This is a genomic window from Mesorhizobium sp. B3-1-8 (assembly GCF_006439495.1).
Taxonomy (GTDB): domain Bacteria; phylum Pseudomonadota; class Alphaproteobacteria; order Rhizobiales; family Rhizobiaceae; genus Mesorhizobium.
In genome coordinates, this window is the sequence record NZ_VFTK01000008.1 from 110,279 (window position 1) to 134,644 (window position 24,366).

The 24,366-nt window shown below is 63.1% G+C and carries 24 protein-coding genes; 23 read left to right on the forward strand and 1 reads right to left on the reverse strand.

Going from position 1 to position 24,366, the window contains the following annotated elements; translation table 11 throughout:
* Window position 1 precedes the first annotated feature (1 nt).
* The 23 genes from FJ424_RS09875 (at window position 2) to terL (ending at window position 23,237) form a co-directional block, all read left to right on the forward strand.
* Complete coding sequence (locus FJ424_RS09875; protein WP_140651036.1) at window positions 2-811, forward strand: exonuclease; 810 nt, start codon at window positions 2-4, stop codon at window positions 809-811.
* 131 nt (window positions 812-942) lie between these two features.
* Complete coding sequence (locus tag FJ424_RS09880; RefSeq protein ID WP_181181956.1) at window positions 943-1,098, forward strand: hypothetical protein; 156 nt, start codon at window positions 943-945, stop codon at window positions 1,096-1,098.
* Window positions 1,099-1,153: 55 nt separating this feature from the next.
* Entirely contained in the window at window positions 1,154-1,324 is a 171-nt protein-coding gene (locus FJ424_RS33550; protein ID WP_181181957.1) for a hypothetical protein, read from the forward strand.
* Window positions 1,325-1,514: 190 nt separating this feature from the next.
* Window positions 1,515-3,104 (forward strand): portal protein, encoded by a 1,590-nt coding sequence (locus FJ424_RS09885; protein ID WP_140651039.1) that lies wholly within the window; start codon window positions 1,515-1,517, stop codon window positions 3,102-3,104.
* Window positions 3,097-3,243, forward strand: a complete 147-nt coding sequence (locus tag FJ424_RS33555; protein WP_181181958.1) for a hypothetical protein — start codon at window positions 3,097-3,099, stop codon at window positions 3,241-3,243. The genes FJ424_RS09885 and FJ424_RS33555 overlap by 8 nt, the downstream gene beginning before the upstream one ends.
* Complete coding sequence (locus tag FJ424_RS09890) at window positions 3,240-4,085, forward strand: hypothetical protein (protein WP_140651042.1); 846 nt, start codon at window positions 3,240-3,242, stop codon at window positions 4,083-4,085. The genes FJ424_RS33555 and FJ424_RS09890 overlap by 4 nt, the downstream gene beginning before the upstream one ends.
* A gap of 3 nt (window positions 4,086-4,088) precedes the next feature.
* Entirely contained in the window at window positions 4,089-4,658 is a 570-nt protein-coding gene (locus FJ424_RS09895) for a glycoside hydrolase family 19 protein (RefSeq protein WP_210239404.1), read from the forward strand.
* Window positions 4,655-4,942, forward strand: coding sequence for a hypothetical protein (locus FJ424_RS09900; RefSeq protein ID WP_140651045.1), 288 nt, complete (start codon window positions 4,655-4,657; stop codon window positions 4,940-4,942). Before FJ424_RS09895 ends, FJ424_RS09900 begins: the two co-directional genes overlap by 4 nt.
* A 77-nt stretch (window positions 4,943-5,019) precedes the next feature.
* The gene (locus FJ424_RS09905) at window positions 5,020-5,208 is read left to right on the forward strand and encodes a hypothetical protein (protein WP_140651048.1); all 189 of its coding nucleotides are present in this window, start codon (window positions 5,020-5,022) and stop codon (window positions 5,206-5,208) included.
* Window positions 5,209-5,922: 714 nt separating this feature from the next.
* Window positions 5,923-6,855 (forward strand): capsid protein, encoded by a 933-nt coding sequence (locus FJ424_RS09910; protein WP_140651051.1) that lies wholly within the window; start codon window positions 5,923-5,925, stop codon window positions 6,853-6,855.
* Window positions 6,856-6,934: 79 nt separating this feature from the next.
* Window positions 6,935-7,522 (forward strand): phage tail protein, encoded by a 588-nt coding sequence (locus FJ424_RS09915; RefSeq protein WP_140651054.1) that lies wholly within the window; start codon window positions 6,935-6,937, stop codon window positions 7,520-7,522.
* Window positions 7,523-9,997 carry a hypothetical protein gene (locus FJ424_RS09920; RefSeq protein ID WP_140651057.1) on the forward strand — a complete coding sequence of 825 codons (2,475 nt, stop codon included), beginning with the start codon at window positions 7,523-7,525 and terminating at the stop codon, window positions 9,995-9,997.
* Window positions 9,997-10,458, forward strand: a complete 462-nt coding sequence (locus FJ424_RS09925; protein WP_140651060.1) for a hypothetical protein — start codon at window positions 9,997-9,999, stop codon at window positions 10,456-10,458. The genes FJ424_RS09920 and FJ424_RS09925 overlap by 1 nt, the downstream gene beginning before the upstream one ends.
* Window positions 10,459-10,481: 23 nt before the next feature.
* Window positions 10,482-11,006, forward strand: a complete 525-nt coding sequence (locus FJ424_RS09930; RefSeq protein WP_140651063.1) for a hypothetical protein — start codon at window positions 10,482-10,484, stop codon at window positions 11,004-11,006.
* A complete protein-coding gene (locus FJ424_RS09935; protein ID WP_140651065.1) occupies window positions 11,006-13,225 on the forward strand; it encodes a hypothetical protein in 2,220 nt (739 codons plus the stop codon). The genes FJ424_RS09930 and FJ424_RS09935 overlap by 1 nt, the downstream gene beginning before the upstream one ends.
* Before the next feature lie 63 nt (window positions 13,226-13,288).
* Window positions 13,289-16,957 carry a phage tail tip lysozyme gene (locus tag FJ424_RS09940; protein WP_140651068.1) on the forward strand — a complete coding sequence of 1,223 codons (3,669 nt, stop codon included), beginning with the start codon at window positions 13,289-13,291 and terminating at the stop codon, window positions 16,955-16,957.
* 73 nt (window positions 16,958-17,030) lie between these two features.
* Window positions 17,031-19,025, forward strand: coding sequence for a phage tail fiber protein (locus FJ424_RS34310; RefSeq protein WP_181181959.1), 1,995 nt, complete (start codon window positions 17,031-17,033; stop codon window positions 19,023-19,025).
* Between the two features lie 11 nt (window positions 19,026-19,036).
* A complete protein-coding gene (locus tag FJ424_RS09970; protein WP_140651071.1) occupies window positions 19,037-19,444 on the forward strand; it encodes a hypothetical protein in 408 nt (135 codons plus the stop codon).
* A gap of 29 nt (window positions 19,445-19,473) precedes the next feature.
* Window positions 19,474-19,650: a hypothetical protein gene (locus FJ424_RS33565; protein ID WP_181181960.1), complete on the forward strand. Its 177-nt coding sequence runs from the start codon at window positions 19,474-19,476 to the stop codon at window positions 19,648-19,650.
* Window positions 19,647-19,913: a hypothetical protein gene (locus FJ424_RS09975; protein ID WP_140651073.1), complete on the forward strand. Its 267-nt coding sequence runs from the start codon at window positions 19,647-19,649 to the stop codon at window positions 19,911-19,913. The genes FJ424_RS33565 and FJ424_RS09975 overlap by 4 nt, the downstream gene beginning before the upstream one ends.
* Window positions 19,913-20,182, forward strand: a complete 270-nt coding sequence (locus tag FJ424_RS09980) for a hypothetical protein (RefSeq protein ID WP_140651076.1) — start codon at window positions 19,913-19,915, stop codon at window positions 20,180-20,182. Before FJ424_RS09975 ends, FJ424_RS09980 begins: the two co-directional genes overlap by 1 nt.
* Window positions 20,182-21,411, forward strand: a complete 1,230-nt coding sequence (locus FJ424_RS09985) for a hypothetical protein (RefSeq protein ID WP_140651079.1) — start codon at window positions 20,182-20,184, stop codon at window positions 21,409-21,411. The genes FJ424_RS09980 and FJ424_RS09985 overlap by 1 nt, the downstream gene beginning before the upstream one ends.
* 113 nt (window positions 21,412-21,524) lie before the next feature.
* Window positions 21,525-23,237 (forward strand): phage terminase large subunit, encoded by a 1,713-nt coding sequence (gene terL, locus FJ424_RS09990; protein ID WP_140651082.1) that lies wholly within the window; start codon window positions 21,525-21,527, stop codon window positions 23,235-23,237.
* Between the two features lie 170 nt (window positions 23,238-23,407).
* Here terL and FJ424_RS09995 read toward each other — a convergent pair whose 3' ends face one another.
* Window positions 23,408-23,656, reverse strand: a complete 249-nt coding sequence (locus tag FJ424_RS09995; protein WP_140651085.1) for a DUF982 domain-containing protein — start codon at window positions 23,654-23,656, stop codon at window positions 23,408-23,410.
* Window positions 23,657-24,366: the final 710 nt, after the last annotated feature.

Genomic DNA, 24,366 nt, shown 5'->3' on the forward strand with positions numbered 1-24,366 from the left:
ATTGAGAACACTGCTGATCGACGGGGATATCCTCGTCGTATCGACCGGAGCTGCCCTGGAGGTCGAGACCGACTGGGGCGACGACGAGTGGACCCTGACATGCGACGTCGCAGAGGTTAAGGCCACCGTCCTGTCCACCATCCGCCGCCTGGAAAGGGACCTCGACGCCGACGCTTCGGTGATCACCCTGTCCAAGGGCACGACCTTTCGGCACGACCTCTATGCTGGCTACAAGAAGGGCCGGCAGCGCAAGCCGGTCGGGACCAACGAGGTCAAGCGTTGGCTGATCGAGGAACACGGCGCGAAGTACAAGCCGGGGATCGAGGCGGACGACGTCATGGGCATCCTGGCGACCAACCCTCGGATCATCACGGGCGAGAAGATCATCGTCTCCCAGGACAAGGACATGATGACGATCCCCGGCCTGATCTACCGCAACGGCGAGATCATCACGGTTACGCCCGAAGAGGCCGAGATCAACTTCCTCACCCAGGCCCTGACCGGCGACACCACGGACGGCTACCCCGGCTGCCCCGGAATGGGTCCTGTGACAGCCGCCACGGCGCTCCAGAACGTGACCGGCTGGGAGAGCTACGAACACACCATCGAGCGTGGCAAGCGCAAGGGTGAGATCGAGACCCGCTGGAAGGAAATCCCGGTGCCGACCCTTTGGGACGCCGTGGTCCACCAGTACCTCCGCGCCGGCCTCACCGAGGAAGACGCCCTGCTGCAGGCCCGGCTGGCCCGCATCCTCCACAACGACGACTACGACCACGCAAAGAAGGAGCCCATTCTTTGGACACCGCGATGACGGACTGCGTCTGCAAAGGCCCAGGCTACGTCTGCACCAGACACTGCGTCCCCGAAAGCTCGGCCCCAGCGGTCAAGTCTGACGGGGGCGCTTCGTCGTACTACCTGATCCCCGAGGGGGCCAGAGAACTCATGGACCTCATCGAGCATAAGCGGATGGGGTTCAGCGTCGGGAACATCTTCAAGGCCTGCTATCGGCTCGGCTCAAAGGAAGGCACGACCCGCCGCTATGATCTGAAAAAGATCATCTACTTCGCCGAACGCGAGCTGGCCCTGCTCGGTGACTAAGGCCCCCACTAGCACTACGGAGGGGTTTATCGCTCCTCCGGCAGTCACGCGGGAGATGGTGAAGTACCTGAGACAGGTCTTCCCCGACAAGCTCCCCGACATCAAGATTTCCGACCGTGAGCTTGGGGCTTTGATCGGACAGCAGAAGGTCATCACGCACCTTGCTGCACTCCTCCAAAATCAGGAAGACGACCTCCTCGCAAATGTGCTCAAAGCCAAAGATTGAGAAGGCCGATCCGGTAGCTCCACCGCCACCGCCGGCCAACGACAAGCCTCTCGCGCCTGTCCTGAACGAAGCCTCCCGCCTCTCCAGCCAGGAAGGCGCGAACGCCAATGCCGCCCGCAGAGGCCGCAAGGCGTTGACCATTCCGCTCGCTCGGACTGGCAGCTCTGGTATCAACATTCCGCAGTAACCCTTGGCCGACGCACTGACGACTGTCACGGCGAAGGCTCTCTATGCGCAGCTCGCAACAGCCCGAGACCCTTATCTCAAAAGGGCTCGGCGCGCGGCTGAACTGACGGTCCCGTACCTGTTCCCCAAAGAGGGCACATCGGGATCGTCGGACTTTGTAGAGCCCAACCAAGGTCTAGGCGCCCGTGGCGTCAGGTTCCTCGCTTCCAAGCTGAGCCAGAGCCTGTTCCCCATCAACGCGCCTTTCTTCAAGTACGAAATCGACGACATCGCCCTGCAGGACCTGACCAAGGCCGACGACAAGCGTGGTGAGATCGAGAAGGCCCTCAGCGCCCGAGAACGTGCCGTCCTCTCTGAGATGAACGGTTCCATGTTCCGGCCCGTATCGTTCGAGGCCTGCCGCCAGCTCGTCATTGCTGGCAACTACCTGATCTTCATCCCGAAGAAGGGCAAGCCTCGCGGCTTCCGCCTCAGCTCCTACGTGGTCAACCGCGACCCGTCCGGCAATCTGCTCGACATGGTCATCAAAGAGGAAGTCGCTCGCGCGGCCCTCAACGAGGACATCAAGTCCAAGATCAACGCGGCGACCCAGGAAGGCCCCCGCGATGCCAAGGTCGACGTCTACACCAAGATCACCCTGAACGACGAGACGAGCCAGTACGACGTCACCCAAGAGATCGACGATGTCGAGATCGATGGCGAGTACGCTGGCTCCTACCCGGCTGATAAGCTGCCCTGGCTGCCCCTGCGCTTCACCTATGTGGAGGGCGAGGACTACGGGCGCGGCTTCGTGGACGAGTACATCGGCGACCTCAACTCCCTCGACGTTCTCACCGAAGCTCTCCGCGACGGCACCGTCCAGGGCGCAAAGGTGGTCTGGATCGTCAACCCCAACTCGACCATCTCCGTCCGCAAGCTTTCCGAGGCTGAGAACGGTGCATTCGTCCAGGGCGACATCAACTCCGTCATGCCCCTGCGGCTCGACAAGCAGGCCGACTTCGCAGTCGCCGAGCGGTTCATCGAGCAGCTTACCGAACGTCTCTCCTTCGCCTTCCTCCTCAACACCTCCGTCCAGCGGAAGGGTGAGCGGGTCACGGCAGAGGAAATCCGGTTCATGGCCGGCGAACTCGACCAGGGTCTCGGCGGCGTCTACTCGCTGCTGGCCGAAGAGTTCCAGTTGCCCGTCGCCAAGCTCTACGAAATCCGCATGGAGTTCGTGCGCAAGGTGCCTCCACTCCCCAAGGAGATCACCTCGACGACCATCGTCACGGGCCTCGACGCGCTCGGTCGCGGCAACGATCTGCAGAACCTCGACAGCTTCATCGCTGGTGCCGCCCAGATTGGTGGCCCTGAAGCGATTGGTCGCTACGTCAATCTCGGCGAGTACTTCAAGCGCCGTGGTGCTGCCCTCGGCATCGACATGGGTGGTCTCATTCGCACCGACGAACAGATCGCACAATCCGACCAACAGGCGCAGCAGATGGCGATGATCCAGCAGCTCGGCCCCCAGGCCATCGCCCAGATGGGTGGAATGGCCAAGGAAGGCATGAAGCAGCAACCCCCACAAGCCACGACAGGAGAACAGAATGGCTGACGAAACTGAAACCAAGACGGAGACCCTTGAGGTCCCCGCCGAGGTAGCCCCGAAGGCTGCCCCGAAGAAGGCCAAAGAGGCCAAGCTCCCGGCGAACCACGAGCTGCTACTGAGCGGCAACATTCTGGTGAGCCATTGACCGTCCAGACCATTCAGGTCCAGGCGACCCAGCCGTCTGCTGAGGAATCGGCGGCGGCTCTCGCGGCTGCGGCTGCGGCTGCCCCGACCAACGAGGCTGAAGCTCGCGCGAAGATCGAGGCCGACAAGGCTGCTGCTGAAGCGGCAAAGTCGACACCTGAGCGCCCGTCCTGGCTGAACGAGAAGTTCGCCACGCCGGAAGACATGGCCAAGGCCTACGAAGAGCTGGAGAAGAAGCTCGGTGCGCCGAAAGAAGAGCCCAAGCCCGAAGGCGAGAAGACCGCTGAGGAGCTGGCAAAGGAAGCGGCTGACAAAGCCAAAGCCGAAGAAGCTCCCAAGACGGCGGCTGAGGTTGTCTCTGATCTGAACTCCAAGTGGGAGGCTCAGGGCCAGAAGCTCACCGACGCCGACTACGAGGCTGCAGCCAAGGCCGGCTACGACAAGGCTACGGTCGACAGCTACATCGCTGGTCAGCAGGCTCTCGCCGAACTGGCAACGCAGCGGATCACCAACGCTGCCGGTGGCAAGGAAAGCATGGACCGCATGTTCGCATGGGCGTCCACCTCGATCCCCGCCGCCGAGATCGCGACCTTCAACAAGGCATTCGAAGGCGCAGACGTGAACGCTGCCGTGGTCGCCATGGAACAGCTCAAGACGAAGTATGAGGCCGCGAACGGGAGAGACCCGAAGCTGGTCGGCGGCAAGCCGGCTGGTGCTGCCACTGACGTCTTCACGAGCTGGGCTCAGGTGTCCCAGGCGATGTCCGACAAGCGCTACAACACGGACCATGCCTACCGTCTCTCGGTCGAGCAGAAGCTTGGTCGCTCGGACAACATCCGGTAACCAATGAACCGCTCGGCTTTCTATGCCGGCGTTCGTCAAGCATATGGAGCCCTGCAGCCCTCACAGGTTGCGGGGTTCGAACTCATTCTCGACGAAGCCGAGAGACGCAGGACACCCCTTGATCGTCTCGCATACATCCTCGCGACGCCCTACTGGGAAACCGGTCGGACGATGCAGCCGGTCAAAGAGGCGAACTGGATCAAGAACGCCGAGGCGTGGCGCAAAGCCAACCTCCGCTACTGGCCCTTCTACGGTCGCGGCTATGTCCAGCTCACCTGGGACTACAACTACAAGAAGGCCTCTGCCGTGTTCGGTGTGGACTTCCTGAAGAACCCTGACCTCGTCATGGACCCGAAATACGCCGTGCCGATCCTGTTCACCGGGATGGAGCAAGGCTGGTTCACGGGCAAGAAACTCACCGACTACATGGATGGCATTGACGAGGCTGACGTGGAAGACCTCCGCGAGTTCACCGCAGCGCGGCGCATCATCAACGGCACCGACAAGGCAGCCGTGATCGGCCAGATCGCTCTGAACTTCGAGAAGGCTCTTCGGGCGGCGGCCTACAAGTGACCATCACCAAGTCGAGCAGGCGCACCTCCAAGATGTTCCTGCTCGGCAACACCGGGCTGGCCTGGGGGCTCGCCTTCTACAGCCTCTACACCAACCAAGGGACCGCCGCCGTGGCATCTTCACTGGCGCTCATTGGCTCTCTCTACGGGGCCTATGTAGGTGTCGGCCACATGGACTATCGGCGCTTCCTGAACTTCTTCAACGGACAGGAGACCGGACCATCATACCCCGCATATACGGGTGGATCGCCGGACTGCTCGCCGTCCTCACCCTCGTCGGGGTGATCTACGGCAAGGGTCGCCTGGACAGCAAACATGCTGCCGAGATGGCCCTCCTCCAGGGAAACCTGAGGGTCGCCGAAATGAACCTCAAGAACGAGCAGGACGCGCGCCAGCAGGACGCCATCCTCGCCACCGAAGCGGCCAAACGACAGGTCGCCCTCACCACCAAAATCGACGAGCTGAACCAGTATGTGGACACGCTTCAAGATCGCGACAGCGTCTGCCTTAGTGGCACTGACACTGAGCGGTTGCGCGACCTCTGGAAATAGGATCGTCGCGCCTTCCTACCCGGAGCTGCCCGCTGACTTGCGGGTGTGCTTCAGCACTCAGGTTGCCCCGCCCTCTGCCGGCGTGATGACCAAGAAGCGCGTGATGAACCTCATCGCCGCTCTGAAGAAATCGGAGAGCGAGAAGACCGACTGCGGCAAGCGCCTCATCGCCTTCTACGACAGCCTCTCCCACTGATATGGGAAGGGGCGCGTCATCCTCGACACGCCCCCTCACCCTAGCTAAGAAGAACAACTACAAACATCAGGATCGTCGCCAAGTCTGCGATTACCTGAATGCCGTGCGTGATGGTTTCCACCACTTTCGACCTCCGTGCCTTGCCAGCCCGGAGAGCATCCACAAAATAGAAAGCGCAACATCAGCTCCTTGCTGGTGTTAGCGTAGGCGCGGGCCTGATGTAGGGCTACGGTTCCTACCTCCCGTCAAGCTCTGATGTTTCAGATGCCGACCTCAAGCCACCCAACAACTTTAGCACAACACAATATGCGGTGCAAATGGCCGCTTCCCGACGCCCTGTTCTGACAGATCACACCCCTCTTTAGGCGGTGATCAAGGAACCAAGGAAGTCTCACCAGAAGACAACTTGGAGACCCGCCAACCGCACCTGAGGGTGTGGAAGCCGGACAATCCCAATGAAGCTTCCAGTGCTGCTCCGAGGTCCGCGCAAACCTCAGAACAACCACGGGAATACACACATGGCCAATCCTGGCATCGTTTCTCCTCTCGGTCAGGCCAACGGCGTCGGCGACGTCTCCGCCAACTTCGTCAAGGTCGCGACCGGCGAAATCCTCACGGCATTCGCTCGCACGGTCGAGTTCGCCGACAAGCACATGGTCCGCAACATCTCGGAAGGCAAGTCCGCTTCCTTCCCGGTCACGGGCCGCACCTCGGGTGCCCGCTACCACACCCCTGGCGATCAGGTCCTCGGTACGGTCGCCAAGTTCAACGAGCGCGTCATCACCATCGACGATCTGCTCCTGACCGACTACTTCACCGCTAACATCTACGAGGCGATGAACCACTTCGACAGCCGCTCGGAAATGACCAAGCAGCTCGGCGAAGAGCTGGCTCAGGCCTACGACCGCAACGTCGCTCGCACCATCATCCTCGCCTCGCGCGGCACGAACGTTGTCGACGGCCTGCCGGGTGGTGGCAAGATCGTGAACGCCGCTCTGCTCACGGACTCGGACAAGATGGCTGCGGCCTTCTTCGACGCTGCCGCGACCCTGGACGGCAAGTACATTCCGGCTGAGCGCTGGGGTGCCCTGAAGCCGGTGCAGTACTACGCCCTGGCGCAGAACACCAAGGTGATCAACAAGGACTGGGACGGCAAGGGCTCCTACTCGGATGGCTCGGTCGTCAAGATCGCGGACATCCCGATCTTCAAGTCCCTGAACCTCCCGAACGGCACCAACGTGAACACCGGCCCGGCCAAGTACCAGGGCGACTTCACGACCACTGCCGGCGTGATCTTCAACAAGGGCGCTGCGGGCACCGTCAAGCTGCTCGATGTCGCTATCGAGAGCGAATACATGGTCTCGCGTCAGGGCACCCTGATCGTCGCCAAGTACGCTGTCGGTCACGACAAGCTCCGTCCGGAGTGCGCTCTGGAGCTGGCTACGGCCTAATCCAACCACACCATCACGAACCGGGGCCTCCTAACGGGGGCCTCGGTTTTTTTCGTTCAACTCTCCCACTGGAGGCACGATGGCCAACGGCCTGACCCCACTGACAGAGCTTGAGGCGATCAACGAAATCCTCGCGACCAGTGCTGAGAGCCCTGTGTCGACCCTTGAGGAGAACCAAGTGATCGACGCCTCGCTCGCCATGAATACCCTTCGGGCTACCTCGGTCGAGGTCCAGACGATTGGCTGGAACTTCAACAGGGAAGACGGCGTCCCGCTGACCCCTGACCAGAACGGAGAGGTAATTCTTCCCCCGAACGTCCTGAAGGTCGACACCTCAGGCGAAAGCGCCAGCACCAACGCCGTGCAGCGCGGCCAGCGTCTCTACGACAGAGGCAACCGCACCTACCAATTCACCGGCACCGTGACGGTCGATTGGGTCCTCGGGCTCGACTACGAGGAACTCCCGTCCACTGCCCGCCTCTTCATCATGATCCGCGCCGCCCGCAAGTACCAAGACCGGTACTTCGGTGACCAAGCGACCCACTCCTACAGCGCCCAGGACGAGCTTAACGCCCGCGCCGCGATGATGCAGGAGGAGATCGACAGCGCCGATCCGAACATGCTGGCCGACAGCCAGTTCATGACCAAGCTCCGGGGCCGCAGCTAAGTGGCTAAGGTCTCGGGCTCCATCGCCAACTTCGCCAACGGTGTCAGTCAGCAGGCTATGGCCTTGCGGCTCGCGACCCAGGGCGAACTCCAGACGAACGCCTACTCAACCATCGTTGATGGCCTGAAGAAGCGCCCGCCGACGCAGCTCAGAGCTAACCTCGGGGACGCCGTCACCGGCAACGTCTACACCCACACCATCAACCGTGACGCCTTCGAGCGCTACGAGGTTCTGGTCAGCCCCTCCTCGATCCGCGTCTTCACCCTCGACGGCGAGGAACGCATCGTCACTGCGCCGGCTGGCCTCGGCTATCTGGCCTACGACAGTGCCGTCTACAAGCGCCCCCCGTATCGCGCCCTGACCGTTGGCGACTTCACCTTCATCACCAACCAGACCCGCACCATCGCGATGGACCCTGCGGTGGTCGAACAGGTCTCCCCGAGCGAGGCGATCCTCAACGTCCTGGCCGGCAACTACGGCAAGACCTACACGATCACCATCAACAACGTGAAGGTCGCCGAGTACCGGACGCCGGATGGCCAGAGCGCCGCGCAGAGCCCTGCTGTGGATGTCTCCTACATCGCCCGCCGCCTTGCTACTGGCGAGACGGTCGCGCTGGAGGAAGACGTCAACGGCCACGCTAACGGCAACTGGACATGGAAGGCCACCGACATGGCGCTCTCGGCCAACGGCATCATTGCCGCCAACGGATGGACCGTGAAGGTCTTCAAGTCGACGATCTACGTCAAGAAGGACGACGGCGCAGAGTTCAGCATCGCCTGTGACGACGGCTACAACGGCAACGCCATGAAGGCCATGCGCAAGACGGTGCAGGACTTCGCCGATCTGCCAGCCTACTGCGAGGACGATGTTGCCATTGAGGTGACCGGCTCAGTCGGAACCGAGTTCGACAACTACTACGTCCGGTTCGACCGGCAGGACGCCAACAGCTCCATCGGCGTGTGGCGGGAAATCCCCAAGCCGGGGATCATGAAGGCGCTCAAGGCAGACACGATGCCCCACGTCCTCGTCCGCGAGGCTGACGGCACGTTCACCTTCCGGGCTGCCGATTGGGACCTACGGAAATGCGGTGACGACAAGATCGCGCCGGGACCATCCTTCGTGGGCAACACGATCAACGAGCTGCTGTTCTTCAAGAACCGCCTCGGGTTCCTGTCCGACGAGAACGTGATCCTCTCTCGAGCCGGGTCCTTCTACGACTACTGGCGCTCGACCGCGACGGCGCTCCTCGACGATGATCCAATCGACGTGGCGGCGACGGACAACGGCGTCTCGGTGCTTCGCAGTGCCGTGGCAGCGTCCGACCGGCTGGTGCTGTTCGCGGACCAGACGCAGTTCACCCTCATGGGCAACGAGCTGCTGACCCCGAAGACGGCCTCGATCCGCCCCTCGACGTCCTTCCAGGCGTCCCGTGTGGCTCGCCCCGTGCGCGCCGGCAACTCGATCTTCTTCCCGGTCGACCGTGGCCAGTTCACCATGATCCGCGACTACAGGATCGACGTGAACACCGGCCTAGCGGACGCCACAGACACGACCGGCCACGTCCCTCAGTATCTCCCAGGCACCGCCCTGAAGATCGCTGGATCGACCCATGAGGACATCCTTGTGGTGCAGTGTGAGGATGACCCAACGGCGCTCTACGTCTACAAATATTACTGGTCGAATGATCAGCAGCTCCAGGCGAGCTGGTCCAGGTGGACGTTCCCCGGCGTGACGGCAATCCTCGACATCGACTTCATCGACAGCCAGCTCATCATGATCATCAATCGCGGCGCTACGGCGCACATTGAGGTCATGGAAATCCAGCCCGGTGGTGTCGACCCCAACATGCGCTTCGTGGTCAACCTCGACCAACGCTTCAGGATCGACGCGAGCGTGGGCCGAGCCTACGACCCCTACTCAGATCAGACCACCATCTCGATGACGGAGGACATCACGACGGACGCATACGTGTGCGTCACTGCCGGCGATGCGGTCAAGGTCATGGAGCCGGGTCTGGAGATCAAGATCGTGTCCAGCACTCCCACGCTGGTGGTCCTCCAGGGCGACCTGAGGGGCGTCTCGCTCTACTTCGGGACGAACTACGAGATGCGCTACAGGCTCTCGACGATCTTCATCCGCCAGGAGAGCCGTTCGGGTGGCGTCTCGGTCATCACCGAGGGTCGGCTGCAGCTCTTGCAGCTCCTGATCCAGTTCTCCAAGTCGGCCTACTTCCGCGTCGAGGTCACACCGATGGCGCGAGAGACCAGGGCCTACTTCTCGATGGGCAGGCTCATGGGGGACCCGAACAACATGGTCGACGTGGTCAACCTCAATGACGGGGCCTTCAGGGTTCCGCTGTTGTCGAAGAACGACCGTGTCGCCGTCGAGATCGTGAACGACAGCTACCTCCCGGCCTGCCTGCTCTCCGCAGAGTGGATCGGCAACTACGTCCAGAAATCGCAAAGGATTTGATGATCACCATTCGCAGGGCCAAGGAGGCCGACGCAGTCTTCCTGGCCCCGCGTTTGAGGGCCGCAGATCGAGACGAAATACAAGCCGCCTTGGGTATGACGCCTGAGGCGGCTCTGCCGCTGTTCACCAACGGCAACTATGTGTGGGCCGGCGTGGAGCCGAACGGGGAACCCTTTGGGCTCTTCGGCATCGACCCAGTCAACGGCAATCCCCACCTCGGGATCGTCTGGATGGTCTCTACACCCGCCATCCTGAAATACCGCCGAGACCTCCTCACGATGACCCCGAAGTGGCTGAAGAGGCTGCACCGGGTTCGCCCCCTGCTCGGCAACCACATCGACGCGCGCAACACGCTCCACATCCGCTGGCTCAGGCGCATGGGTTTCTCGTTCCTGAGGACCCACGAAGAGTTCGGCGTCGAGAAGCGTCCCTTCCACGAATTTGCAAGATTGAGGTCATAACGATGTGCATTGGCGCAGTCGGAATGGCTGTCGCTCAGTTCGCCCTGTCCGCTGCCAGCACCGTCGCTGGCTTCGCCGCACAGTCGCAGCAGGCTGAGGCGCAGCAGCAGTACTACAAGAACAATCGCGAGGCGGCGAACAAGGCTGCCGTCAACAGCTACTCGAGCAACCAGAACCGCGCCCTACAGGAACGCAAGGCTGCCTCCCAGGAGACCCAGAACCTCCAGACGGAAGCTATGCGCGGCAGGGCCACGGCAGAGGTTGCAGCCGGCGAGGCTGGCGTGACTGGCCTGTCTGTCAACGCCCTGATCGGCGACTACTACGGGCAGCAGGGTCGCTACGAGCGCACCCTCGACAACAACTACCAGATGAACGCGGACTATCTCCGAGGCGAGATGGACGCCACCCAGGCTCAGGCCGAGGGTCGCATCAATTCGGTCCAGCAGGGCCAGAAGCCGTCGTTCGCTGACGCTGCCATCCGCATCCTCGGTGGCGGTCTCGATGCCTACGGTGGCTACCAGAGAGCCAAGGCACAGGGGTACGCATAATGGCACAAGGAAGAGTTCAGGCACCGGACCTGCAGGCCAACATTCGGCTGCAGCCCGCGCCCATGCAGTCCGACACCTACGCCCCACCGCCGCAGCCGGCCAAGAACGAGAACCTGTTCCGTCTGGCTGACGCTCTTGGGGCCTTCTCGAACAGCGCCGGCAACCTCATTGGGCTGACCGGCAAGTCGTCCAAGGAACAGCGCGCGAAAGACGACGCTGCCTTCCAGATGCACATCGCCGGCCAGACCTTGGCGCAGACCCGCAAGGACATCGCCGAGGGCCGTATGATGGTCACCGACGACAAGATCGCCAACGCGGCCCGCCAGTCGGTCTATGGTGGCAAGTGGGCTGAGAGCCTCGCGGCCGATACGGATGCAGAGCTGCAGACCAACTTCGATTGGGACAAGGGGAACCCTGAGGAGTTCCTCGCCAAGACGTTCCAAGAGAACATCGAGAAGAGCGGCCTGACCGACCCGAACGCCCTCGCGGCTGCCGGCAAGGCCTGGGACGGCTACAAATCCGCGGTGCTGGCCAAGCAGCAGAAATATCGCAACGACAGGACCGTCCAGTCCACCGTCGACACGGCCTTCACCGTCATCAGCGACAAGGCCAACCAGTGGATCAGCGCCGGCATGGACCCGGCCAAGTTCGCCTCGAACCTCAACGCCATGCGCGGCGAGCTGGGCGTCAAGGGCTCCCTGGGTGCCAACGAAGAGACGCTCGACAACGAGTACCTCAATGCCGCCTCAAGGATCGCCACCACGAACCCTGAGTACGCCGTGGCTATGCTGGACGCCGAGTACACCGGACGCTCTGGAAAGACGTCCCTGTCCTCGCAGCGGGCCTACCGCGACAAGGTCCTGCAGATCAAGGCCGAGGCGGCGAAGGCCGTTGGAGTCCGCTACGACAAGAGCCAGACTGACGACATCGACCATCAGGCCGACACCCTCCTGGCCGAGGGCAAGCTCGATAGGGTCACCGACACGACTTGGTTCGACCATAACCACGAGCAGAAGACGGTCCCCGCCGAGACGATCAAGAAGGAAGCGCTCAACCGCTACCTCGGTCGCTCGCAGGAGATCGCCCAGACCAGCAAGGAGACCCCTGAGCAGACCATGGCTCGGGAGCTTCGCGTGTCGCAGCAGTCCGGCCTCGACCATCCAGGCTTGAAGTCTGTCGTCTCTGGCATCGCCAAGGCAGCCTCGGTCGACATGACCCAGAACCCCGACGCGATGGGTCTGGTGATGGACAAGGTCAAGATGGCGAGGTGGCTCTACAACACCTCCAAGAACACCTACATGTCCTACCTCGACGAGCCCGACCGCGACTTCATGGAAAGCTTCATGGTCGCGAAGGACGACCTCACCGGTAAGGACGGTCGCCAGATGTCGGATCAGGCTGCCCTGGAGTTCGCTGTGCGGACCTCGCAGCCGGTACAGGTCGATGGCCTGAACTTCACCCGCGAGCAGAACGACAAGATCGACCGCTCGGTGAAGACCATCACGTCGCAGGGCGGCATCATGAGCTGGTTCAGCAACCTCACCCCCTGGAACTCGGCTGCTGCCCAGCAGCGCGTGTCGTCCATCGCTAAGCGCCTCGTGCGCGGCGGCGTGGATCAGGACAAGGCGGTCACGGTCGCCATCGACAGCGTCAAGCGCAACTCGATCACTTACAACGGGACGCTGCTGGAGATGAACAGCAAGGCCCTGCCGGACAACTATCAGGCAGCCCTCGACGGCATCATTGGGGACTTCGTCACGGAGAACCCTGGGGTGCTGACCGACCACGACATCAGCAAGAGCGACATCACGATCATGCCGATCCAAGACCTCAACCGGTCTGGTGGCCGCTTCATGCTCACCGACAAGAACACCGGGCAGCCGCTCATGGACGACAAGAAGGGTGAGCCTTTCTTCGTCTCCCTCGCGACGATCCGGCAGCGCGGCAACAACATGCAGGCCACGGCTGACGCTCAGGCCGCTCACGACATCTCGGTCCACGGCGCTGCGAAGCTCCACGGCCTCGTGCGCGCCAAGGCTGATGACGGCAACGGCCACGTCTGGGTCAACCCCAAGACTCGCGAGACGTTCGACGTCACGGTCCCTGAGGCTGGCGGCAAGCCGGTCATCAAGAAGCTCGGCAAGCGCGTCCGCAAGGATGGGCCGGTCTACGACGACAACGGCTTCATGCCACCGCAGAGCCCCCGCGCCAGCAACTAACCCTCAGGCCCTCGGCACACCACCGGGGGCCTTTCCATTTCAACCACAAGGACGCCTCTCTGAATGAAGGTTACAGAAGCACAAGTCATCGCGGGCCTTACACGGCGCGGGGTGCCAACGCACGTCGCCCAGGGCGTTGCGATGAACTGGCGCGACGAGAGCGGCTTCAACACTGACATTGTTGGTGACAACGGCAACGCGGTCGGGCTCGCTCAGTGGAACGGCCCGCGTAAGGCCAATCTCGAAGCCTACGCCCGCGACAACGGCAAGTCGGTAACGGACCTCGACACGCAGCTCGACTTCTTCATGAAGGAGAACACCTCCTCCGAGGCATCCGCCTGGAACCACGTCCTGGCTGCAGGATCGTCCTCTGACGCCGCTGCTCGCTTCGTGGAGTTCTGGGAACGTCCCCGTGCTGACCACCTTGCTCGTCGCAAGGGCGCATATCTGAATGGCCCCTCAACGCCCGGCGAACCGTCGACCGGCTCGGCTGACATTGGCGTGACCTCCGTTGAGGTCCCTGAGTGGCGCACCAACACCCCGCGCTCTGAGGTTGAGACCGCCGAGCCCGGCTGGTGGCAGCTCCAGAAGGACGCCTACAACACGCAGCAGACGCTGCCCTGGCTGGCTGTGCAGAACAAGCAGCTCGCCCCCGACGAGAACTGGTCCCTGGACGAGAAGCGTCTTGGTCCCGATCTGGAGGCGCGTGGCGTCCCGGCGTCCGAGATCGAGCGCTATGCTCCTCGCCTCGCCAGCGTCTCTGAGGCCGACTATCAGGACAACCTGGGCCGCGTGAAGGCCGACTGGGATGCCAACGTCAGGCTGGCCAACGCCGGCTTCTCTGGTGGCTTCCTCAAGATCGCCAACTCGATCCTCGATCCGGTGGCCCTTGGTGCCGACGTAATGGCATCCACGGTCGCCCCTGAGCTGGTCATTGGCAATCGCGCTAGGCGTCTCGGCAGGGTCCTTGAGGGGGCCATGGCTGGTGCCGCTGGTGGCGCTGCCTCCGTGGCGCTCAACGCTGCGGTCAACCCGAACGTCTCCCAATCAGATCTTCTTGCCGCGACCGTCTTCGGCGCTGGCGTGGGTGGAGCTGTGGGTCACCTCTTCGGTCGCCCCGACACCGTGTTCGAAGGAGCCCAGCTCCAGCGCGCCGGACGCAACGCCGCAGAGGCCCATGAGGGTGTCCTGCAGCCGGGCTCCGTGGGTGCGGCTAAGGCTTCGGTCGACCAGCCGTTCCTAGACGAGAAAGGCCTCGGCCTGCTCGATGAGCGTGACTTCGACAAGACCGCCTTCGGCTCGATCCGACCCGACCTCTCGGCCCGCCTCCAGCAGGACAGCAACGTCCTCGTGAAGGCTGGCGCTGGTCTCGTGCAGGACGGCACCGGCAAGGCCAACGGAGCGGTCAACGCTATCGCTGCTTCGGAGGATATGGCGCGGCTCTTCGACGAGCATCGCATCACCGAGGCGCAGACCTACAACCCGCAGCTCACTGACTACGCCAAGCGTCAGAAGGGCCTGAACAAGGCTCAGATCGAGCGCAACTTCAACGACGAAATCCACGCCTACATCACTGACCGTCGCCCTGGCCGGGCAGAACGCTACGACCCTGCGGTGGTCAAGGTTGGCAACAAGCATGCCGAGCTGTACGCCGAAGCGCTCAAGCTTCAGCAGAACCCGTTCACCCGCGAGGGTATCGAGGGCCGCGCGGTCCTGGGCACCGACAGCATACCGTCTGACCCCCACTACTCCCCGCGCTACTGGAACAGCGAGGCGATCATCGCAGCCGTCAATGAGTTCGGCGTCGAGCCTATCGTCACCCTGATCGGCAGGGCCATGAAGTCGGCTGACACCGGCCTCAAGGACGAGCTGATCGAACGCACGGCGAAGGCCTTCACCAACGCCATCGTCGACCGCGCCCACGGCCTGGAAGACGTCACCTCGCACATCCTCAGCGCCGACCAGCTCGACAATCTCGTCGACATGCTGGAGGGCCACTATGGGCTCGACCCCAAGGATGCCGAGGCGCTGCGCTTCGAGTTCGCCAAGAAGTCGGCCGAGGACGCCGGCAGGGACGGCCACAACAAGGCCCGCCTGCTGCTGGACGAACAGATGTCCATGCCGAACGTCATGAACAAGCAAGGCGTGATGAACGAGCGTGGTCTCGGCATCTCTGACCTCGTGGTCACGGACGCCCGGCAGAACTTCACCCGCTACATGCGCAACAGCATGGGCCGCGTGGCGCTCGCCCGGTATCGCTTCAAGGACCCCCAGACTGGCGAGCTGCTGATCAACGGCTTCACCAGCGACAAGGAGTTCGCCTCCTACATGACCAAGGTCAAGCAGAAGAACGCTGACCTCATCTCCGCTGGCAAGATCACCAAGGCCCAAGCGGCTGCCGGCGTGAAGCGCCTGGAGTACGCCTACGCCTCGATCCTCGGTCGCCCCACAAGCGACATGGAGGCCACCAGCACTGGCTGGTTCCTGCGGATGGTCAGGAAGTACAACTTCTCGCGCATCATGAACCAAGTCGGCTTCGCTCAGATTTCGGAGATTGGCTCGCCCATCGCGTCCCTCGGCTGGAAGGCTGCGCTCTCGCAGGCCCCTGCCCTCAGGCGCGTGATCACGGACGACGGGGAATCGCTCCTGAAGTCCGGCCTCGGCAACGATGTTGAGGCGATCATGGGCGTTGGCGCTGACCGGCTGCTGCACACCTCTGACTACCGGATCGACGAGTTCTCCAATGGCTTCCATGGGGAACCCCAGGCGAGCTGGAAGCAGTTCATCGAGAACAAGCTGAACAAGGCCAACAGGATCACCTCCGAAGTCTCGGGGCTGACCCAGGCCAACGTCATGCTGGAGCGGTGGACGGCCAAGGCCATCGTGCAGAAGTTCTCGGACATGGCGCACAACGGTGGCAAGGGCATGTCAGCCAAGCGGCTGGCCGACCTGGGCCTGAGCAAGGACATGACCGACAGGGTCATGAAGATGTTCACGACCGAGGGCAACTTCGAGCATGAGGTTGGCTTCATCACAGGCCGCAAGGTGACCCGCGCACACTTCGACAAGTGGGCTGACAAGGAGGCCCGCGAGGCTTTCATCTCGGCTGCCCACCGGTTGAGCCGTCAGGTGATCCAGAAGAACGACATCGGCAACATGACCATGTGGATGTCCCATCCGCTGGCCAAGGCCCTGATGCAGTTCCGCACCTTCATGGTCGGTTCCTATGGCAAGCAGACCCTCAAGTCGCTCGCCTTCAGGGACGTCATGGCTGCCCACCAGCTCGTCATGACCACGGCCTTCGCGGCTGCCGGCTACATCATGCAGATGAAGGCACAGGCGATGATGCGCTCGGACGGGGACAAGTTCCTCGAAGAGCGGCTGAACCCCAAGAACCTCGCTGCTGCAGCCTTCGCCCGTGCCGGCGCGTCCTCGATCATCCCCATGCTCGTCGACACCGGCCTCGGCATGACCGGCCAGGACACGCTGTTCTCGTACACCCGCACGACTGGTCAGGCGAGCAACATGTGGCTGGGCAATCCGACCACTGGTGGCCTCGACGACCTCTACCAAGCAAGCCAAGCGGTGGCTGGTGCCTTCAAGGACCATGAGTGGTCGCAGGACGAGGCCCGCAAGGTCTCCCGCGTCCTCATGTTCGGCAACGCTCTGCCCATCGTCATGGGCCTCAATGGCTGGATCAACGGCATGCCTGAACGGGCTGCCCGAGACTAACCACTAAGCACCCCCTCAACGAGGCCCTCGGTTCACCACCGGGGGCCTTTTGCATTTCCACTCAAGGAAACCAATGACCTCACCAATTCTGTCCTTCGTCGTCTATGACGGCGATGGGTCGACGCGCGACTTCACGTTCGACTTCGGCTACCTCGACCGGAACCATGTCAAGGTCTACGTCGATGACGTCGCCGTGGGCTCCTTCACCTGGGTCGGCCCGTTCCAGCTCAGGTTCGACGTAGCGCCGCTCGACGGCACCAAGATCAAGATCGCCCGCGAGACCCCGAAGCCGCCGCTGGTGACCATCGCTAACGGCTCCTCGCTGCGCGCTGAAGACCTCAACCGGCAGGCCCTGCAGGCGATCTACGTCAGCCAGGAAAGCGCCGACATCGCGGTCCTGATGCAGTCCGGTACGCTCTCCGCGCCAGACAGTGACGCAGGCCGCGTCATCCTCAATTTCCCCTCGATTGAGGCCCGCAAGAACAACGTCCTGGGCTTCGACGAGAACGGCCAGTTCCGCCCCTTCACGTCCGCTGACATGCCCAAGGGCGAGCAGGGTGACAAGGGTCCCCAAGGTGATCCCGGCCCGCAAGGTCCGGTTGGTCCCGAGGGTGTCCAGGGTCCGATTGGCGAGGTCGGCCCGCGTCGTCCGATTGGCCCGCAGGGTCCCCAGGGCATCATGGGTCCGCAAGGCCCGCAGGGCATCATCGGCCCGTCCTTCAACCCCAATGCGTTCGGCACCGGCACTGACCGTGCAGCCTATGACACGCAGCCTCAAGGCTTCGCCTACCTCTCGCTCGACGAGGGGCTCATGTACTGGAAGCTCTCGAACGCTTCCGGCGATTGGTCGACTGGCGTTGCCTTTGGCGCTGGCCCTCAGGGCGTCCAGGGTCCCCAGGGCGTCCAGGGTGAGGTTGGACCTGAGGGTCCCGCTGGTCCCGTTGGTCCGGCTGGTCCGCAGGGCAACCAAGGCACCCAAGGCGCTCTTGGTCCCGTAGGCCCCGCAGGCGCTCAGGGTCCGACCGGCCCCGGCTTCGCGTGGAAGGGCGCATATTCGGCGGCGACTGCATACGTGCCGCGCGATGTCGTCAGCTATGCTGGCGGCTCCTACCAGTGCATCGTCGCGATCTCCGGCCAGCTCCCGACCAACGCGACCTACTGGTCCCCATTCGCCGTCAAGGGCGACACTGGCGCTCAGGGTCCGCAAGGCCCGGTCGGCCCGGTCGGCCCTCAGGGTGCCGCTGGTGCCACTGGTGCCAAGGGCGACACTGGCCCTCAGGGTCCCGGCATGGACCCGATTGTCCAGACCTTCACGGCCTCGGGCACTTGGAACAAGCCGGCTGGCATCTCGGCCAACGCCCTGATCATCGTCGAAGTCTTCGGCGGCGGCGGTGGTGGCGGCTCTGGCTCCCGTGGTGGAGGCGGTGGTGGTGGTGGCTACATCCGCGCCGAGCTTCGGGCAGGCCTAGTTCCTTCCTCGGTCACGGTAATCGTTGGTGCAGGCGGCGCTGTTGACACGGCTGGCGGCACGTCGAGCTTTGGCTCTCTGACGGCCTACGGCGGTGGCGGTGGAGCTTCTGGCAACTCTGGCGCTGGCTTCGCTGGTGGCGGTGGCGGTGGTTGCAACTCTGCCGGTGGCAGGGGCGGCACTGGCACCTCTGGTCAAGGTGGCGCGGCAGGCGACGGTGGCCTCGGCGGCGGTGGCGGTGGCGCTTTCTCCTCCAGGGGCGGCAACGGCGGTGGCGGCGGCGGTCCTTCTGGGGCTCCTGGCGTGGCCTCGACTGGCTCTGCTGGTGGCGATGGCGGCTCTTCCGTCTTTGGCGGTGGCGGCGGCGGTGGCTCCGTGAACAGCAGCACCGGCACCAGCGGCGACGGCGGCTCTACCATCTACGGCGGTGGTGGCGGCGCAGGCAACGGCACCGGCATTGGTGGCACCAGCTACCTCGGTGGCGCTGGCGGCAATGGCGGCAATGGTGCTGCAGGCACGGCTGGTGTTGCACCGGCTGGTGGCGGCGGCAATCTCGCTGCGGGCGCTCGCGGCGAAGTCCGCGTCTCAATCTACGCATAAGGAAACACCCTATGGCACGTTACGCCGTCCTCATCGGCAACGTGGTCGAGAACATCATTGAGGCGGTCCCGGGGTTCACCATCCCGGGCCGCGCTCTGGTGCCCGCCACGGCAAACCCACAAATCGGCTTCGTCTACTCCGAAGGCACCTTCCAGGCCCCCGCTGGGCCGACCGTGGAAGAGCTTCGTGAGGCGATGCCGCAGATTACCCCAAGGCAGCTCAGGCTGACCCTGCTGACCCTCGGCATTCACGAGGCCGACGTCGACATCAAGCTGGTCAACGATCCGGCTGGAATGGTCGAGTGGAAATACGCGACCTACTTCAAGCGGACGCACCCGCTGGTCGACAGCCTTGGTGCCCTCTTCTCCATCAACGCAGAGCAGATCGACAGCCTCTGGGCATGGGCGACTGAGCTGTGACCCTCGCTCTAATCACAGGAACCACCTCCGTGGAAACCACCACTGCTGCGGTAGCCGTCTCCGCAGTATCGAGCCCTGTCTGGCTCCCGTGGCTTCACGCGGCCTCTGACGGCGCAGCCCTGATCGCTCCGATCCTGGGCACGATCTGGCTTGTTGTTCAGATCACCTCCAAGGCCCGCGAGATGCTCCGAAAGGACAAGGAATGAAGACCGATATCAACGCCCTGAGCGACCTCTTCGACACGTTCGCTGAGCAGCTCAAGACGATCCTCACGGATGGCCGAACGGTCATCGACAAGGAGACCGGAGACGCGGTCAAGGTGACGCCCGACGCGGCGTCCCTGAACGTCATCCTGAACTTCCTCAAGCACACCGGCACGACGGTCGCCCCCGGCACCAACAGGGTCGTGAACGACATCGCTGCCAACTTGCCGTTTGACGGCTCAGAACATCAGGAACGCTACAACTAATGTCGACCGCCATCACGGCTCAGAACACCTTCACGAACCCTGTGCTGATCCAGCCGGGCAACTCCTTCGACATCTCGATCAGCGGCACCTTCGTGGCGACCGTGGTCCTGCAGCGGTCCAAGGACGGCTCGACCAACTGGCTGGACGTCGCAAGCTTCACCGCGCCGGCTGAGCAGACCGGCTCTGCGGGCTCGGCCTGGTACTTCCGTATCGGCGTCAAGACGGGCGGCTTCACGTCCGGCACTGTCGTGGTCGACCTGTTCGACTAATGGCACACATCAAGGCGGTTTCGCGGGTCGACCTTCGGGCCGTCCTGCGGAACGTCCTGCTTAGTTCCACGGTCGCGCTCGCCCCTGTCGTCGACCCCATGACGTCGTTCCAGTACGCACTGGACTTCGTCGCCAACACCTACAAGGGCGGCACCCAGCCCTACGGCAGCAACACCAACGACGGTCGGTTCTTCCGCGACAGCGGCGTCGTCCAGGCCTGCTTCATCCCGAAGGCTGACGGCACCCTCCAGTCGACTTCGGCTCAAGGCATGCGGCGCTCCGACAGGGGTGCGATCATGTACGCCAACATCGGGACGCTGGGGCTCTGGAACCGCGACCTCTCCAATGCGGTCTGGACCAAGGACGTCGGGGCCTCGGCGCTCAAGAACCAGACGGGCGCAGACGGCACGGCTAACGCTGCCTCCTCGATCACCTTCACGGCTGACGATGCGCGCATCTATCAGGCCACCACTGCGGCGGTCGCTAACCGCGTCCTTGAGGTCTACATCAAGCGCCTCACGGGGCCCGGCCCGCTCAACCTCTCGATTGACGGCACGACCTACACCGACGTCACCGCGCAGATCGGCACGACCGGCTACAAGCGCGTCCTCATCGCCACGGCCAATGTCACCAATCCGGTCCTGACCTTCAAGGGCAAGGCCGGTGACAGCTATGCGGTCGACCTTGTGTCCTGCCATGGCCAGATCGGCGGGCTCGACATCCCAGCCGAGCATTACGCCATCCAGCTCGGAACCTCCTTCGGCACGATCTTCCACGAGACGCCGTGGGCGCTGAACACCGACGCTGGTCCCCTCTGGTCGATCATTCAGGGTGCCTATGCCTTCTTCTGGCAAGGCTCCAGCGCCACGTCACAGTCCGGCAACGGTCTGTTCGTCTCGGACGGCGTGACCAACTGTCAGGTCGGCACCGGCAACACCGTGACCTTCGGTGCCTCTGTGAGCCTCATATCGGGACCGGACTGGAAGCCGGGCCTCGGTGTCACCAACAAGGTTGCCGGCTGGCTAGACGCCTCTGGCAACATGAAGCTCTGCGTCAACGGCCAGACCCCGGTCAGTCGGACGGGAGGCATCCTGTCCCCCGCCGCGACGCACTTCGTCCTCGGGTCGAACGGCTCTGGAGCAAAGGCCCTCAACGGCATCGTCGAGAAGTTCTCGATCCAGGCGAACAAGACGTTCACCGACGCTGAACTCATCGCGATGACCACCTAAGCATACCCACAGGGACGCCCACCAGCGCTCGTTAGGTCCATCGCGACCCACCGATGCCCCAAGCTCGCAGCGCGCGCTGGTGGCCCTCCCCGCCCCCTTTCCTGAAGGATTGAATGACCAAGCAGACCCTCTCTGCGTCGACCTCGCTGTCGTCGCGGAACGACCCCCTACGCGACTTCAGAAACTTCCTCTACGTCGTGTGGAAACACCTCAATCTGCCGGACCCCACGAAGGTCCAGTACGACATTGCCTCTTTCCTCCAGCACGGCCCGAAGCGCCTCATCATCGAAGCCTTCCGTGGCGTCGGCAAATCCTGGGTCACCTCGGCGTTCGTCTGCTGGCTGCTCTATTGCGACCCCCAGACCAAAGTGCTGGTCATCTCGGCCTCGAAGCAGCGCTCCGATGACTTCTCAACCTTCACCATGCGCCTCATCTTCGAGATGGAGCTGCTGGCCTTCCTGAGGCCCACGGCTGATCAGCGCCAGTCTAAGGTCGCCTTCGACGTCGGCCCTGCCCGCGCCTCGCACAGCCCCTCGGTCAAGTCCCTGGGCATCACCTCGCAGATCGCCGGCTCGCGCGCCAACGTCATCATCGCGGACGATATCGAGGTCCCGAACAACTCCGACACCCACCTCAAGCGCGAGAAGCTCTCCGAGCAGATCAAGGAGTTCGACGCGGTGCTGTCGCCGGGTGGCCGCATCATCTACTTGGGCACCCCTCAGACCGAGCAGTCGATCTACAACCTCCTGCCCGACCGTGGCTATGTCTGCCGCATCTGGCCGGCTCGCTATCCCGACGAGGAGCGCCGCGCCAAGTACGGCTCCAAGCTGGCCCCGATGATTGGCCGTGAGCTGGACCTCAGGCCCGACCTTGTGGGTGGCCCGAGCGATCCCCAGCGGTTCACCGACATCGACCTGAACGAGCGTGAGATGTCCTACGGGCGCTCAGGCTTCGCCCTCCAGTTCTACCTCGATACCAGCCTCTCGGACGAGGACAGGTTCCCCCTGAAGCTGTCCGACCTGATCATCATGGGGCTTAACCCTCGCAAGGCCCCAAGAGAGGTCGTGTGGGGCTCTGGGCCGGAACAGGTCATCGAGAAGCTGCCCATGATTGGGCTGCCCGGCGACCGGCTGCACCGCCCGATCTTCACCGACAAGGACTTCATCGACTACGACGGCTCGGCCATGTTCGTCGACCCCTCGGGCCGAGGCAAGGACGAGACGGCCTGGGCTGTGGTCAAGATGCTCAACGGCATCCTCTACCTCACCTCGGTCGGTGGCGCTCGCGGCCACGGCTACGACGACAAGGTGCTGGATCAGATCTTGGATTGCGCCAAGGAACAAGGCGTCAACGTCATCAAGGTCGAGCCCAACTACGGCGACGGCATGTTCGCCCAGCTCCTTCGTGCCCGAGCCCAGCTCCGCTATCCGGTCCTGATCGAGGACGCCGAGTGGTCCAAGGCTCAGAAGGAGGCCCGCATCATCGACACCCTGGAGCCGATCATGAACCAGCACCGTCTGGTGGTCGATCCGAAGGTGATCGAGTGGGACTACGACAGCACGGCTGCCCTGCCGACCGACGAGGTCAACAAGTACCGGCTGTTCTACCAGATGACCCGGATCACCAAGAACCGGGGAGCCCTAGCTCATGACGACCGTCTCGATGCTGTGGCCGGCTGTGTCGCCTACTGGATCGAATGGATGGCTCGCAACACGAAGGTGGCTGTCGAGACGAGGAAGCAGGAGCTGCTCGACGCCGAGCTGGCCCGCTTCATGGAGAACGCCCTCGGTGGCTCTCTTCGGTCGCCCCCTCGGTTCGCTCTGTAGACCCCACAAGCCACAAAGGCCCCCACTAGGACTATCCCCGATGGTTCCCCTTAAGGTGACACCTGATAGGAACCGTAGGTAGCCCCTCAGGGTAGCCCTAAGTGACACCTGATAGCATCCCTCAGGCCCCCCAGAGTTCTCCCTGGAGGTGGCCGAGGGGGCACAGGGACTCAGGAGACCTCCTCAGGCATCAGGACCCCCTCCTCCTTAGCGGCGAGCCTGAAGGTGCGCCTAACGTCAGCCACGGAGGCTTGCCCCTCCCCGAAGGCGACCACGCATTCGACCGCTCGTCGCCAGTGCTTTCCCTTCTTGGTGAACCTCAGCAACTCAGCGCCGGCTGCCTCGACGTTCGACACGTTCAGGGTCAGCCCGACGCGGACCTTGATGGGGACCGGTGGGGAGAACCAGTGCAAGCTCATACGATATGCCCTCGGGTGATCCGTCGCTTCATGTCGGAGGCATTGAGGATGATCGCGAGGTCGGTCGCGTAGGCCAGCTCAAGGCCCACCGCAGGGCGGCCCTCAGGTTCAGCAGGCTCCCCGGTGTGCCGGTCGACCACCGACCAGCCCTTGTCGTCTCTCTTCAGCTCGAACCTCTGAGTCATCATGGGGAATAGTTAGGGGGTCGGAATATTTGGTGCAAATTTCCGAGCGACCCATCGGATAACAGGCACGCGCCTAGACCCCCCGTACCCCTCATCAATCCGCGCCCGCATGGGACGCACGATGCGCGACTAAGACCGCGCGCGATGGCTGCCATGTCACAGCCTATGCCACAACATGGGCTCAAGCCCTTGATTTCCCTAGCTTGCGTGGGGATTGTGCATCGCTTGGACCCTTGCAAGGCGCTCATTCGGTGGCGCTAGGTGCATCGAAGGCGCGGCATAAGGTGCGGCAAGGGTGGCGCTATGTTTACGCGCTTGTCTGCCAATCGGTGTATTTGCCCTAGCCACACGCTAGGGTCACCATGGGTCACGCCTTGCGTTGTCTCTAGCTCCGCGCGTAAGGGTGCGCGCATGGTTTCCTGTGGGTGGCAGCAATGGATTGGATAGCGGTGGCGTTCGGTGGTCTCGGCGGCGTCCTAGCGTTGGCAGGGTGGCAGCGGTGGCGATCTGGCGACATGGTCGGCG